Origin of the sequence: Delftia sp. WY8, from assembly GCF_018437695.1 — a bacterium.
In the GTDB taxonomy this organism is placed as follows: domain Bacteria; phylum Pseudomonadota; class Gammaproteobacteria; order Burkholderiales; family Burkholderiaceae_C; genus Comamonas; species Comamonas tsuruhatensis.
This window is the reverse complement of record NZ_CP049795.1, coordinates 4,495,659-4,508,865: the sequence shown is the minus strand read 5'-3', so window position 1 is coordinate 4,508,865 and position 13,207 is coordinate 4,495,659. Positions and strand designations below refer to the sequence as shown.

The 13,207-nt window shown below is 68.4% G+C and carries 12 protein-coding genes; 3 read left to right on the top strand and 9 right to left on the bottom strand.

Annotated elements, in window-relative coordinates; translation table 11 throughout:
* The first annotated feature begins 69 nt into the window (after positions 1-69).
* Positions 70-1,854, top strand: coding sequence for a monovalent cation:proton antiporter-2 (CPA2) family protein (locus G4D77_RS20760; protein ID WP_046239598.1), 1,785 nt, complete (start codon positions 70-72; stop codon positions 1,852-1,854).
* Positions 1,855-1,887: 33 nt separating this feature from the next.
* On the opposite strand, the gene G4D77_RS20755 is transcribed toward G4D77_RS20760, so the two are convergent.
* The 4 genes from G4D77_RS20755 to G4D77_RS20740 all read right to left on the bottom strand — a co-directional run bounded on the left by G4D77_RS20755 (position 1,888) and on the right by G4D77_RS20740 (position 6,792).
* Positions 1,888-2,277, bottom strand: a complete 390-nt coding sequence (locus G4D77_RS20755) for a VOC family protein (protein ID WP_154833478.1) — start codon at positions 2,275-2,277, stop codon at positions 1,888-1,890.
* Between the two features lie 66 nt (positions 2,278-2,343).
* On the bottom strand, positions 2,344-2,697 hold the full coding sequence (locus G4D77_RS20750) for an energy transducer TonB (RefSeq protein ID WP_016452677.1): 354 nt from the start codon (positions 2,695-2,697) through the stop codon (positions 2,344-2,346).
* Between the two features lie 67 nt (positions 2,698-2,764).
* On the bottom strand, positions 2,765-5,119 hold the full coding sequence (locus G4D77_RS20745; protein ID WP_154833477.1) for a helicase C-terminal domain-containing protein: 2,355 nt from the start codon (positions 5,117-5,119) through the stop codon (positions 2,765-2,767).
* Positions 5,116-6,792, bottom strand: coding sequence for a VRR-NUC domain-containing protein (locus tag G4D77_RS20740; RefSeq protein ID WP_154833476.1), 1,677 nt, complete (start codon positions 6,790-6,792; stop codon positions 5,116-5,118). Before G4D77_RS20740 ends, G4D77_RS20745 begins: the two co-directional genes overlap by 4 nt.
* A gap of 221 nt (positions 6,793-7,013) precedes the next feature.
* Here G4D77_RS20740 and G4D77_RS20735 point away from each other — a divergent pair, with 221 nt between their 5' ends.
* Positions 7,014-7,211: a DUF2191 domain-containing protein gene (locus G4D77_RS20735; RefSeq protein WP_410172264.1), complete on the top strand. Its 198-nt coding sequence runs from the start codon at positions 7,014-7,016 to the stop codon at positions 7,209-7,211.
* Between the two features lie 75 nt (positions 7,212-7,286).
* On the opposite strand, the gene G4D77_RS20730 is transcribed toward G4D77_RS20735, so the two are convergent.
* The 3 genes from G4D77_RS20730 to G4D77_RS20720 form a co-directional block, all read right to left on the bottom strand.
* Positions 7,287-7,994 (bottom strand): hypothetical protein, encoded by a 708-nt coding sequence (locus tag G4D77_RS20730; protein WP_016452681.1) that lies wholly within the window; start codon positions 7,992-7,994, stop codon positions 7,287-7,289.
* A gap of 9 nt (positions 7,995-8,003) precedes the next feature.
* Entirely contained in the window at positions 8,004-8,126 is a 123-nt protein-coding gene (locus G4D77_RS20725) for a Com family DNA-binding transcriptional regulator (protein ID WP_231574389.1), read from the bottom strand.
* A 441-nt stretch (positions 8,127-8,567) separates the two neighbouring features.
* On the bottom strand, positions 8,568-9,320 hold the full coding sequence (locus G4D77_RS20720) for a helix-turn-helix transcriptional regulator (RefSeq protein ID WP_154833475.1): 753 nt from the start codon (positions 9,318-9,320) through the stop codon (positions 8,568-8,570).
* A 229-nt stretch (positions 9,321-9,549) separates the two neighbouring features.
* Between G4D77_RS20720 and G4D77_RS20715 the strand changes: the two genes are divergently transcribed.
* A complete protein-coding gene (locus G4D77_RS20715; protein WP_154833474.1) occupies positions 9,550-11,136 on the top strand; it encodes an Ig-like domain repeat protein in 1,587 nt (528 codons plus the stop codon).
* A gap of 58 nt (positions 11,137-11,194) precedes the next feature.
* Here the strand turns inward: G4D77_RS20715 and G4D77_RS20710 are convergent, their stop codons facing one another.
* On the bottom strand, positions 11,195-11,953 hold the full coding sequence (locus G4D77_RS20710) for an ABC transporter permease (protein ID WP_016452684.1): 759 nt from the start codon (positions 11,951-11,953) through the stop codon (positions 11,195-11,197).
* Complete coding sequence (locus G4D77_RS20705) at positions 11,950-13,191, bottom strand: ABC transporter substrate-binding protein (RefSeq protein WP_016448371.1); 1,242 nt, start codon at positions 13,189-13,191, stop codon at positions 11,950-11,952. Before G4D77_RS20705 ends, G4D77_RS20710 begins: the two co-directional genes overlap by 4 nt.
* Positions 13,192-13,207 lie beyond the last annotated feature (16 nt).

The following is a 13,207-nucleotide window of genomic DNA, read 5'->3' as shown; positions in this document are numbered from 1 at the left end:
GCTTTGCTATCCTGCGCGCAAATTCGCGGATGGAAATCCGCCTTGCCGCACGCACAAAGGAAACACAACATGGCCGCTGAAGGCAATGCAAGCCAGCTCGTAGGAATCGTCACGCTGCTGGGGGCCGCCGTGGTGGCCGTGCCGCTGTTCAAGCGGCTGGGCCTGGGCGCCGTGCTCGGCTACCTGGCCGCTGGCCTGGCCATAGGCCCCTACGGGCTGGGCCTGGTGACGGACGCGCAGACCATCCTGCACGTGGCCGAGCTGGGCGTGGTGATGTTTCTCTTCGTCATCGGGCTGGAGATGAAGCCTTCGCACCTGTGGGATCTGCGCGGCCAGATCTTCGGGCTGGGCAGCCTGCAGGTGGTGGTGTGCGCGCTGCTGCTCACGGGCGTGGGCATGGCCTTCGGCTTTCCGTGGCAGGTGGCCTTCGTCAGCGGCGCGGGCTTTGTGCTGACCTCCACGGCCATCGTCATGCAGGTGCTGGCCGAGCGTGGCGACATCCTGGCGCCGCGCGGCCAGCGCATCGTCTCCATCCTGCTGTTCGAGGACCTGCTCATCGTGCCGCTGCTGGCCGCCGTGGCCTTTCTGGCGCCGGCCGATGCGGCGCCCGTGGCCACCTCGCCCCTGTGGCAACGCGCGGGCGTGGCCCTGCTGTCGCTAGGCGCGCTGGTGGGCGCGGGCCTGTGGCTGCTGAACCCGCTGTTCCGCATCCTGGCCAAGGCCAAGGCGCGCGAGGTGATGACGGCCGCCGCGCTGCTGGTGGTGCTGGGCGCCGCCCTGCTGATGGAGATGGGCGGCCTGTCCATGGCCATGGGCGCCTTCGTGGCGGGCGTGCTGCTGTCCGAATCCTCGTTCCGCCACCAGCTGGAGGCCGATGTGGAGCCCTTCCGCGGCCTGCTGCTGGGCCTGTTCTTCCTGGGCGTGGGCATGGCGCTGAACCTGGAGGTGGTGGCGCTGAACTGGCGCATCGTGGGCATGGGCGTGGTGGCGCTGATGCTGGGCAAGGCGCTGTGCATCTACGCCGTGGCCCGCGTGGCACGCAGCAGCCATGCCGATGCGCTGGACCGCGCCATCCTCATGGCCCAGGGCGGGGAGTTCGCCTTCGTGCTGTTTGCCGAGGCGCTCAAGCTCAAGGTGCTCAGCCCCGAGGTGCATGCCAACATGACGGCCATCGTCGTGCTGTCCATGGCCATCACGCCGCTGGTGGTGCTGCTGCACAAGCGCCTGGCCGGCGCCCAGGCCGTGTCGCTGGACGGCGTGGAGGCGCCGCAGGACCTGCGCGGCAACGTGCTGGTCATCGGCTTCGGCCGCGTGGGCCAGATCGCCAGCCAGGGGCCGCTGGCGCATGGGGCCAGACTGTCCATCATCGACAACGACCCCGACGTGATCCGCAACGCCGAGCCCTACGGCTTCAAGGTCTACTTCGGCGACGGCGCGCGCGCCGACATCCTGCATGCGGCCGGCGCCAGCCATGCCAGCGCCATCCTGGTCTGCGTGGACAGCAAGGCCGCCGCCACGCGCATCGTGGAGAACGTGCGCCACGAATGCCCGCACGCCCGCCTCATCGTGCGCGCCTATGACCGCGAGCACGCGCTGGAGCTCATCCAGAAGGACGCCGACCATGTCGTGCGCGAGAGCTTCGAGTCCGCCCTGCTCATGGGCCGCCACGCCGTGCTGGCCCTGGGCGCCACCGAGGACGAGGCCCGGACGCTGGAGTCCGAAGTGCGCGGCCGCGACACCGAGCGCTTTGCGCTGGAGACCGCCGGCGGCACCTTTGCGGGCCGCGCGCTGCTGCTGGGCAACATCGAGCGCATCGATCCGCCCCGGCACGACAAGCCCACCGCCAGGGACTGAGCGCGAAAGGGCCGCAGGGGCCGCAGGCCCCGCTCAATGCCGCTGGTTGATCTGTATGAGATTGCCGCAGGTGTCGTCGAACACGGCGATCGTGACCGGCCCCAGATGCGTCGGCGGCCTGGTGAAGCGCACGCCGGCCGCGCTCAGGCGCTCGTACTCGGCCTGCACGTCGTCCACGCCGAAGAAGGTGGCCGGCACGCCGTCGGCATGCAGGGCGGTCTTGAACGGCCTGGCGGCCGGGTGCATGTCGGGTTCGAGCAGCAGCTCCACGCCATCGGCATCGCCGGGTGATGTCAGGGTGAGCCAGCGCGCGTCGCCGCCCATGGGAATGTCGTGCTTGAGAACGAAGCCGAGCACGTCGCGGTAGAAGGCCAGGGCCCTGTCCTGGTCATCGACGAGCACGCTGGTGATGACGATCTTCATGGAATGCTCCTTGTGTCGCTGCGCAGGGCACGCACCGGGTACACACCTGCCACCACCGGCATGCCGCTATTTCAGCAGGAAGGTGACGGGCACGCGCGTCCACATGCTGTCCGGCACGCCGTCGCGCGTGCCGGGGACAAAGCGCCACGTCCGCACGGCGTCCAGCGCCTCCTGGTCGAGCAGAGGATAGCCGCTGCTGTCTGCCACATCCACGGCCAGTGCCTTTCCGCTGGCGCCCACCAGAACCCGCAGCACCACCTGGCCTTCCTGCTCCAGCCGCCTGGCTTCCTTGGGATAGGCCGGCATCTTGTTCTCGCTGGCCTGCCTGTCGGGCACAGGCTGCACCACGCCTGCCGCAGCCGGGCCACCGGCCAGCAGGCCCAGGGTCAATGCAAGGATGGCGCAGCGCATGCGGGGCATTCGGAAGGCTCCTGGATGGAGACTGGATGGGGATGGGATGGCAGTCGCGGACTGGTGCGGCCCCGGATCATCGCATGCCCTCCACCCGCCACCAGCGCGGCAGCAGCGCCTGCACCTCGCCGCGCCGATAGCGGTCGTCGATGAGAAAGACCACGCCGCGGTCGCGCTCGCTGCGGATGACGCGGCCTGCGGCCTGGACCACCTTGCGCAGGCCTGGGTAGAGGTAGCTGTAGTCATAGCCCTTGTCCGCGCCGAACTGGCGGTCCATGGCGCGCTTCATCTCTTCGTTCACGGGATTGACCTGGGGCAGGCCCAGCGTGGCCACGAAGGCGCCGATGAGGCGCTCGCCGGGCAGGTCCACGCCCTCGGAGAACGCCCCGCCCAGCACGGCGAAGCCCACGCCCTGCCCGGCTTCGGTGAAGCGGGCCAGGAAGGCCGCGCGACCCTCCTCGTCCATGGACGGGGTCTGCAGCCAGACCGGCAGATCGGGATGGGCACGCTGCAGGCATTCGGCCACGCGCTGCAGGTAGTCGAAGCTGCTGAAAAAGCACAGGTAGTTGCCGGGCCGGCGCGCGTACTGCGCGGCCACGAGGTCGGCGATGGGCCGCAGCGAACGGTCGCGGTCGCGGTAGCGCGTGGAGATGTGGCCGGCCACCTGCACATCGAGCTGGTCGGCCTGGAAAGGCGAGTCGGCCTCCAGCCAGTGCGTGCCTTCGGGCAGGCCCAGGATGTCGCGGTAGAAGTGCGGCGGGCTCAGCGTGCCCGAGAACAGCACCGAGGCATGGGCCGCCGCATGGCGTGCCGCCAGGTGGGGCGCGGGCACCACGCAGCGTATGCACAGCGTGGAGGCCGGCGTGCGACGGGGGCCGGAGCGCCCGGGCAGCAGGTGGACATCGAACAGCGCATGGCCGCCGAACTGTTCGGCCAGCGCCATGAACTGCAGCGCCTCCCAGTAGAAGTCCAGCACCGGGTCGCCGGGCAACATGGGGCTGTCGGCATTGGCGTCGGCGATGGCGGCCACGGCGCGCTGCACGGCGCCCAGCAGGCCTGCGGGCACTTCCTCATGGGCCTGGTAGCTGGCGGTCTGCTCCCTGTTCAGCGCGCTCCAGCTGCGGCTGAGCCGGTCCAGCGCCTTGCGCACGGCACCGGTGGCCGACTTGCGGGCGGCAGCCAGGGCGAACTGCGACAGCTCGGCCGTGTACATGCGGCGCGCGCGCTCGAGCAGGTTGTGGGCCTCGTCCACCAGCACACCCACCTTCCATTGCTGGGCCTGGGTGAGCGCGTACAGCATGGCGGCGCTGTCGTAGAAGTAGTGGTAGTCGGCCACGACCACGTCGCTCCAGCGCACCAGTTCCTGGGACAGGTAGTAGGGGCAGATGTCGTGCGCCAGAGCGACGGCACGCACGGCGGGCGGGTCCCAGGGCACCTGCTGCAGCGCGGCGGCGCGCGCGGCGGGCAGCCGGTCGAAGAAGCCGCGCGCCAGCGGGCAGGAGTCGCCGTGGCAGGCCTTGTCGGGATGCTCGCAGGCCTTGTCGCGCGCCAGGATGGCGAGCACGCGCAGCCTTGCGGGTGGCGAGGGTGGCGAGGGCGGAGGTTGTGGCGCAGCCGGTTCCTGCGGCGGTGGCTGGTGCTGCTCGGCAATCTGCCGGTTCACGCTGGCCAGCGCCTGCAGCGCCAGGCCATGGCCCGTGCCCTTGGCCGTGAGGAAGAACAGCCTGTCCAGGCCCTGGTCCGGCATGGCCTTGAGCATGGGGAAGATGGTGCCCAGCGTCTTGCCGATGCCCGTGGGCGCCTGCGCCATCAGGCATTGGCCGCCCTGCTGCGCGCGCGCCACGCGGTAGACGGCCACGGCCAGCTCGCGCTGGCCCGCGCGAAAGCCCTGCATGGGAAAGCGCAGCGCGGCCAGCGCCGCCTCGCGCGCCGCGCGGTGGGCGGCCTCGCTGCGCGCCCAGTCCAGGAACAGCGCGCATTGCTGCTCGAAGAAGGCGCGCAGCGTGGCCGCGTCTTCCTCCTGCACCAGCACGGTTTCCTCCGAGTTGCCCACGTTGAAATACACCAGGGCCACGCGCAGCCGCTGCAGGCCGCGCGCCTGGCACAGCAGATGGGCATAGATGCGCGCCTGGGCCCAGTGCAGGGCGCGGTGGTGGGCGCGCACGCCCTCAATCTGGCCGCGGTAGGTCTTGATTTCCTCCAGCTGGCCGGCCTGGGCGTCGAAGCCGTCGGCGCGGCCGCGCACGCGCAGGTCGCCGTACTCACCGGCCAGGCTGATCTCGGTCTCGTAGTCCTTGCCCCTGCGCGACTGCACCAGGCTGTGGCCGGCCATGCCCTCCAGCGCGCTGGGCGCGGGCGTGAAGCGAAGGTCCAGGTCGCCCGCGCGCGCCGTGAACTCGCACAGCGCGCGCACGGCCACGGTGTAGCTCACGCGGCCTCTCCCAGCGGCTGGCCGCGCCACTGGACATGGCACACGCGCACGGGAATGCCGTGCTCGGCACAGTACTGCAGCCAGCGGATCTGGTTGTCCTGCAGCTTGTCGCCGGGGGCCTTGGCCTCGACCAGTTCGTAGCGGCGCTCGGCCGGCCAGAAACGCACCAGATCGGGAAAGCCCGTGCGGTTGGCCTGCACGTCGCGCAGCAGCCGCGCAAAGAACAGCTTGAGGTGGGCGGCCGGAATGCAGTCCAGCGCCAGCGCCAGCAGGGGCGCGCTCAGCGTGCCCCAGAACACGAAGGGCGACTGCAGGCCCTGCTTGTCGGCATGGCGCTGCACGATGACCTCGCGCCAGCTGCCATCGTCCAGATGCGCCAGACATTCCTCGAACAAGGCTGCGCGCCGCTGCACGAAGTCAGGCGCGGACAGGTCGGCCGGGCCGCTCTGGAACGGGTGGAAGAAAGCGCCCGGCAGCGGCGCGAAGATGGCCGGCCAGCACAGCAGGCCGAACAGCGAGTTGATGAGCGCGTTCTCCACGTAGAACACGGGCGCGGCGTCGCTGTGCCAGTGGTCGCGCAGCACGTATTCGACCGATGCGGGCCGGGCCGGCAGCTCCAGCTCCACGTCCATGCGCATCTGCGCCACCACGGGCGCCAGCGCCGCCGCACGCCCGCGCGCGCCCTGCCCCAGGCTGCGGCGCAGGCGCGGCAGCATGCGCGCCACGCGCTGCAGTTCCTCGTCGCTCTCGGGCTGGGCCTGGGCGGCCTGGGCCAGCGCCATGGCATCGGCAAAGCGCTCCATGCGCTCGTACACACGCATGCGCCGGTGGCGGGCGCCGGGGTAGCGGCTTTGCGCATAGGCCTGCTCGGCACGCTCCCAGTCCTGCATGCGCTCGCAGGCCTGGCCTATGCGCAGCAGCACCTTGGCGCGGCGCTGCTCCAGCCAGGCATTGCCGCTGGCGCAGCCGGCCACCTGCTGCAGCAGCGCATCGATCTCCACGCCCTCATCCAGCGCCGCGCGGCAGGCCTGCAGGGCCAGGTAGCCATCGACATCGTCACGCGACTGGAAGGCCCGCGACGCCGCATCGAAGGCCACGGCCTCGTAGCGGAACACGCCCAGGTCGGCCAGCACGAATTCCGACCAGTCCTGGTAGAGATTGCCGAAGAACATCAGCCGAAAGCGCTCGCACAGCGCACCCACCATCACGCGCCAGGCGGCTTCGCCGGCTGCGACGCCCTGGGGCTGCCACTGCGCATAGGGCCTGGGCGCCTCGTGCAGGGGCTGCAGGGCCTGCAAAAGCTCGGCCTTGCGCAGGCCTGAGTGAACGGGTGCGCCTGCGAACAGCTGCAGCAGCTCGGGCTTGGTGTGCAGCGCAAACAGCTCCTCCAGCGCCATGGGGTGGTCCGCGTCCAGCCAGCCCATCTCCAGCAGGGGCGCGGCCGCGTCGGCAATGCCGGGAATCTCTTCGTACACCAGCTTGCCGGCCCGAAACCAGGGCCCGCGCCGCATCAGCAAACGCACCATCAGCGCCTGCGAGGGCTGGGGCAGCTGCGTGAAACGGGTGAGGAATGCCTGCTCGGGCGCGTCCAGCAGATCGCCGTAACGCTGGCCAATCCAGTCCAGCGCGCGCTGGAAGTTGTGCAGGTAGTAGAAGCGGTGGGGAGGGAGCATGGGCCTGGCAGATCGGGCAGCCAGGCCGCTCGAAAACTGTATATTTATACAGTCATCATAGCAAAACAGGAGTGACCACTTCGGAGGGAAGCGCGCTTGTCTGCAGGCTGGCGCAAGCCCAGAATTGCATCTGTTTTGATGACAGAGGGCCCGCCATGCGGATCACCGTGACGATCGACGATGCCTTGTACGAATAAGCCCTGAAGATGCTGGAGCCAGGCATGGACGAGGCAGCTCTGTTCCAACAGGTCCTCAGAACTTTCGTGAGGGTGCAGGCAGTCAAACGCCTCGCAGCACTTGGCGGCAGGGCAACCGATATGCCGGATTCCCAGGAGATTGCGTATCGCTGGCCCTCGCCTACAGACTGGCTTTCCACCAAAGGCAGCACGATGCGCAACGCATGGCAGCATGCGTATTGACCACCCCCTGCCAGGAGGACCAGGGCATGGCGGCGATACGGCTACACGCTGCCCTGGGACCCGCTCTCAGATCACTTACGGATTGGCTATCACCTCGTCAGCATCCGACCAATAGCTGATCAGGCGTGTATAGACAAAGCCGGCGGCAGGCTTGTTGGGATCACTGATGCTGAACAACACCACCTTGCCTGCGTCACGGGAGTCATAGTTGGCCGAGTAATCCGACCAGAAGGTTGGCAGGCTGAATACGGTCTGGCCCGTACTCTTGTCCGTTGCCCGGACTGCGTGGCCGATGCTGCCGTTCTTGGAAATGCTTTCGATCACCAGTCGATACCAGCGCAGTTCCTCGAGCTTGGCCTCGCCGATGGCACCACGCGGATATTGAGCGGACGGACGATGGTGCGAGTCACCGTTGTCCTTGGTGTTGGTGATCTCAATTTCCTCAAGCGCCACGCTGCCTGGCGAATAGCCCCAATTGCCCGCAATGACAGCACCGCCACGGTTGTCACCCGCCACACTGTATGAGCCTTTGTGCCTGGCAATGATGCCCATGTGGCAAGCGGCCAGATAGCCATCGCTGAAGCGCACATCCATCACGATGGTGTGGCGGTTGTTGGCAGGGTTGTAGTTGGCAGGACGCCCCGTGTTGTCGAACACGAGCGCATGCGGATTGATATGCCGCGAATCGTAAACAAGAGGGAAACCCGTCGTGCTTTTGTACTGCTGGATGTTGTCCGGCGGCATGTACTGATCCGAGACGAGAACCTTGGAAACTTGAGCCATGGAGGCCTCCTATTCAATGGATGGAGTCGAAGGCGCTCGGCGGCACTCGGGTGGGGGGTTCGCTTGGACCCTCAGGGAATTCAACGTGCCGCAACGCGGGCACTTGATGTTCAGTAGCTGAAAGACGCCCATGGCGAGCTTTCGATTGCAGTTCGCGCATCTCACTTCCTGCTCCATGCGCTGCCTCACTGCAATGGTTGAAACAACATGCCGTCGGACACCAGAAATGGCAACGTACCGCCGCTGAGAAGGACGGCGTTGAAGCCGACAGGAGAGCAACTGGCAAAACAAAACATGAGGCCTCGACACAGTGGATTTCAGGAAGTCCGCCGTATGGCTTGGGCGGACTTTTATTGTGCTGGCGCGAAACCTGTAGGTAAAACTGTGCCGGACGTGGCTGCACCGCTTACGTCGAGCAAGCCTGTGGTCGCGAGACAGGCGCCTGCACGCGCTGGCCCAGCGGTTTGGCAGTGCCTGCCGGAGCGTCCTGCCGTAGGGCCGGTTTCCCTGCTTCTCGAAGAGCTGGCCCCGCGCACGGCGCCCGCGCGGGTTCGCACAAGCGCGCGACACGCGCTACAAATCCGGCCTGCGCATCCTCGACAAGGCGTCCTGCCGATTGGCGGCTCCCAGCTTGCGGTAGATGTTTTCCAGGTGCCGCTTCACCGTGCCTGCACGCAACTCCAGCATGGTGGCGATTTCTGCGTTGGTGTTGCCGTTGGCGACCCATTGCAGCACTTCACGTTCGCGCGGGCTCAGCACGTCGGCAGCCGGCGAGCCCGGTGAGAGCGCCTGCCATGCCGCCTGGCTGATTCGCTGCTGCTGGCTCAGGCGCCGCCACTGCGCCTGCGCATGCGGCCCCAGCAAGGTCAGCGCCATGCGCTCCGCCGCGGTGTAGCCGCGCGAGGCGCGTGTGACATTGAGGGTCAGCATCGCTCCGTGGCCCAGTTCCACGTCCAGCGCGAGTCCGTCCTGCTGGCCCACCTGGGAGTAGGCCTGGGCATAGAGCGCCGTCCTCTGCCATTGCCCGCGAGTCAGCAGGTCGGAAATGCTGGCGGCCTGCGTCTGGCGCTGCCGATACAAGGGGTTGTCGGCCAGATGCCGGTGCACCGCAGCGTTGACTTCGGAGGAAATGGCCCGCACCGGATCGTAGGCCGTGTAGCCACGGACTTCCGCAATGCCGGAGAAATCCACCACCCGAATGTCACCCGGCACCACCAGGCGCAGCGCGTGCAGCAAATGCGTGGCCAGCGCGTGCAGATCGGGCGCGCCGTGCACCGCGAGGATGGCCTGATTGAGTTGCCCCAGTTGCTGCGTTGACAGGGTCATGTCGCGAAATCCAATGGCGTGCTCGAGGTGCTGGCGATAGGTGGGCCGGCTGAGGCCGCATTTTCAGGCCTGCGATGTGCCGTCGGCACATTTTCACGATCTTCGCAGAAAGCTAAGGTCACGCGGTCCGCAACAACAGCGCGCGGGTCTGCCTGGGACACGCAGCGCAACGGGAGGAACCGTGCACGCTTTTCTTCACAGACCCTTTCGACGCCTCCGGCTTCTGGCAGTGCCTGGCGCGCTGTGCAGCCTGCTGGCACTCAATGGCCAGGCCGCGACCATCGTGGTCAATACCACGGACAACACGCCCGGTGCAGCGGACTGCAGCCTGAATGAGGCATTGACCAGTGCCCAGATGGATGACGGCAGTTGGGGCAACGGCGCATGCATATCGGGCAATGGCGCGGACACCATCGTGTTCGACCCGGCCGTCTTTCCGGCAGGCAGCCTCACCGCCATTGCATTGGCAGGCCATTCCATCGACCTCAACTTCACCACCTCGGACATCACGATCGACGGGGACCAGCGGGTGGCGCTCGATGGGGGCAATGCCTCCCGCCTGGTGTCGGCCCAGGGCAGCGGTGTCCAGCTCACGCTGCGCGGCCTGACACTGCGCGGCGGGCTGACCGCCGCCGGTGAAGACGGCGGCGCCATCTACCTGGACAACGGCGTCACCCTGCGCCTGGAGCGCAGCGTGGTGCAGGACAGCACGGCCGGCATCAACGGCGGGGGACTGTACAGCCGCGACAGCACGGTGACCATCGTGGACAGTGTGTTCAGCGGCAACCAGGCAGGGGGACAGGGCGGTGCCATCTACAGCACGGGCAGCGGCTCGCTGACGGTGGAGCGCAGCCGCCTGTCCGGCAACACGGCCCGCACGCTGGGCGGGGGCCTGCGCAGCGGGGTGCCGACCACCATGACCGACAGCACCGTCACCGGCAACGTGCTGGTGTCTCCGGGCTCGGGTGCCGGCGTCTCGTTCACGCTCACCCGCCCCCGCACACTCCACGGCAACCAGATCACGAACAACGCGCCCGGCAACAACTGTGGCGGCGAAACGTTCACGGGGACGGGCAACCGCTACTGGCCGGCCAGCGATACCAGTTGCCCGGCGGCGGCAGGTGCCATCGCCAAAGCGCCGCAGGCCATCACCTTCACCACGGCACCACCGGCCGGCGCACGGGTGGGGGATACCTATGACGTGGCCGCCGTCGGAGGCGCCTCGGGAAACCCCGTCATGTTCGCCGTGGATGCATTGACCGCGGCGATCTGCAGCGCCTCCGGCAGCACCATCCGCTTCCAGGCCGCAGGGACATGCACGATCAACGCCAGCCAGCTCGGCGATGCGGACCATGACGCGGCTCCGCAGGCGGTGCAGATGGCGGCGGTGGGACAGGGCCCCTCCCGTGTCACGCTGACCTCCAGCGCCAATCCCTCGCGCTCCGGGCAGTCGCTGTCCTTCTCCGTGGTGGTCGCACCCGATGTCTCCCTGGGCACCGCCGCCGTCCCCACGGGAACGGTCGAAATCCTGGCTGGCGGCCTGTCGCTGGGCACGGCGGGTTTGTCCAATGCCAGGGCCATCATCGCCACCACCCAACTGACGGCGGCCGGCCCGCATGCCATCGTGGCCCGGTACGGCGGCGATGCGAACTATCTCGCCGCGGACAGCGGCGCATGGGCCCAGACCGTGGAGCCCGCAGCCCCGGCCCCGGCCACAGCCACCCCCGTGCCCGCGCTGGGCCCCTGGGGAGTGCTGCTGTGCGCCGTGCTGACGGGATGGGCAGGACTGCGGCTGCGCCGCGTGCACGGCACCTGATGCGGCACCTGATGCGGCACCTGATGCAGCACCTGATGCCACTGCCTGCCCGCAGGCCTCAGGCCGAATGCATCCAGCGCTGGTGCAGCCACCGAGCCGCATGGTCCAGCGCATAGCCCAGGGCGCCGATCAGCACCACGGCAGCCATCAGCTCCGAATACGCCAGGCGGTCGCGCGTGTCGAGGATGAAGTAGCCCAGGCCGGCCGATACGCCCAGCATTTCCGCGGGCACCAGCACGATCCAGATGATGCCGATGGCCAGACGCACGCCGGTGAGGATCTGGGCCGTGATGCCGGGCAGCACCACGCGCAGCACGGTCTCGGTGCGCGTGGCCGACAGGCTGCGCGCCAGCAGCAGCCAGTTGCGGTCCAGCTGGGCCACGCCGGCCGCCGTGCTCAGCAGGATGGGCCAGACGGCGGCGAAGGCCAGCAGGAAGTACACGGGCGCGTCGCCCACGCCCAGCACCATCACGGCAATGGGCATCCACGACAGCGGCGAGATCATGCGCAGGAACTGGAACACGGGCGAAAACGCCTGCGAGAACCCGCGCGACAGGCCCACCAGCACGCCCAGCGGCACGCCGACCACGAAGGCCAGCAGCAGGCCCACGGCCACGCGCTGCAGGCTCAGCAGGGTGTGCATCCAGATGTCGGCGCCCGTCAGCAGCTGGCCCAGCGCCTGCAGCGAAGGCCAGGGCGCGAAGGCCGCAGCCACGGGCGTGCTGCGCGCCAGCAGCGCGCCGCCCACCCACCACAGGGCCAGGACCAGGGCCGCGCCCAGCAGCGGCAATCCAATACGTCGCAACACCTGGATCACACCACGATGGTTTCGCGGCGCGAGAAATCGGCCGGAATGCCGAAGACCTGCGGGCCGCCCACGGCCTGGATGGCCTTGCGCACGAAGCGGTCGTCCACCAGGTCGGTGGCCGCAAACCTGGGCTCCAGCTTGTCGAGGAAGCGCGTGTCGCCCTCGACCTTGGTGGCCTTGATGGCGCGCACCAGCTGCTCGGTGTACGAGGGATAGGGATAGGGCTGGAAGTCGATGCGCCGCTGGTGCCAGCCCTTGTTGACGACCACGCCGCTGGCCTCGTAGCTGGCGTAGTCGGTGGCGGCCAGCACCTTGGACAGCGTCTGCTGCGGATGGGGCGTGTAGCGGCGCTCGCCGGTGCTCGACAGCAGGCGCGCGGCGGCCAGGCGGTTGTCGCGCGTCCACAGCTGGGCCTTGACCACGGCATTGGTCACGCGCTGGGCCCATTCGGGCTTGTCGGCGATATCGCGCTCGGCCAGGAAGGTGACGCAGCAGGCGTGGTCCTTCCAGACATCGCCCGAGAAGCGCAGCATCTTGCCCACGCCCGCGATCTCGGCGGCGGCGTTGAAGGGTTCGGCCACGATGAACCCCGCAATCGACTTGCCGGCCAGGGCCGAGACCATTTCGGCCGGTGCCAGCACGACGAGGTTGACCTCGTTGGCCGCAATGGCGCCGCCGCGCGCGCGGGTCACGGCCGTGAGGCCGGCCTTGCGCAGCACGTCCTGCAGCAGGATGTTGTGGATGGAGTACCAGAACGGGATCGCCACGGTCTTGCCGCCCAGGTCCTGCACCTTCTGGATCTCGGGCAGCACGGTCAGGCCCGAGCCGTTGACGTGGTTCCAGGCCACGATCTTGGCGGGGAACTTGGCGCCGTAGCGCACCCACAGCGTGGAGGGCGTGAGCAGGTGGATGACGTTGACCTGGCCCGAGACGAAGGCCTCGACGATCTGGGCCCAGGAGCGGAACAGGCGCGGCGCCTCGGCCTTGAGGCCTTCGGCCTCGAACAGGCCGTTGCCGTGGGCCACCAGCAGCGGCGTGGCGTCGGTGATGGGCAGGTAGCCGATCTTCACGGGCTGGTCATCGCCCTTGAAGGCCTGGGCGCGCGCATCGCCTGCGGCCAGCAGCGGCGCGGCCACCGAGGCCGTGGCCAGCGCGCCCAGGCGCAGCATGTCGCGCCGCGTGAGGCCGCAGCCGCAGTCCGACGAAGCGCAGATGTGGGTGTAGGAAGGGTGGTCCTGGAAGCTCATGCGAAAGACCTTTCAG

Coding starts and splice junctions, on each gene's coding strand:
- G4D77_RS20760 (WP_046239598.1), top strand. CDS start 70: ATGGCCGCTGAAGGCAATGCAAGCCAGCTCGTAGGAATCGTCACGCTG.
- G4D77_RS20755 (WP_154833478.1), bottom strand. CDS start 2,277: ATGAAGATCGTCATCACCAGCGTGCTCGTCGATGACCAGGACAGGGCC.
- G4D77_RS20750 (WP_016452677.1), bottom strand. CDS start 2,697: ATGCCCCGCATGCGCTGCGCCATCCTTGCATTGACCCTGGGCCTGCTG.
- G4D77_RS20740 (WP_154833476.1), bottom strand. CDS start 6,792: ATGCTCCCTCCCCACCGCTTCTACTACCTGCACAACTTCCAGCGCGCG.
- G4D77_RS20735 (WP_410172264.1), top strand. CDS start 7,014: ATGGACGAGGCAGCTCTGTTCCAACAGGTCCTCAGAACTTTCGTGAGG.
- G4D77_RS20730 (WP_016452681.1), bottom strand. CDS start 7,994: ATGGCTCAAGTTTCCAAGGTTCTCGTCTCGGATCAGTACATGCCGCCG.
- G4D77_RS20725 (WP_231574389.1), bottom strand. CDS start 8,126: ATGGGCGTCTTTCAGCTACTGAACATCAAGTGCCCGCGTTGCGGCACG.
- G4D77_RS20720 (WP_154833475.1), bottom strand. CDS start 9,320: ATGACCCTGTCAACGCAGCAACTGGGGCAACTCAATCAGGCCATCCTC.
- G4D77_RS20705 (WP_016448371.1), bottom strand. CDS start 13,191: ATGAGCTTCCAGGACCACCCTTCCTACACCCACATCTGCGCTTCGTCG.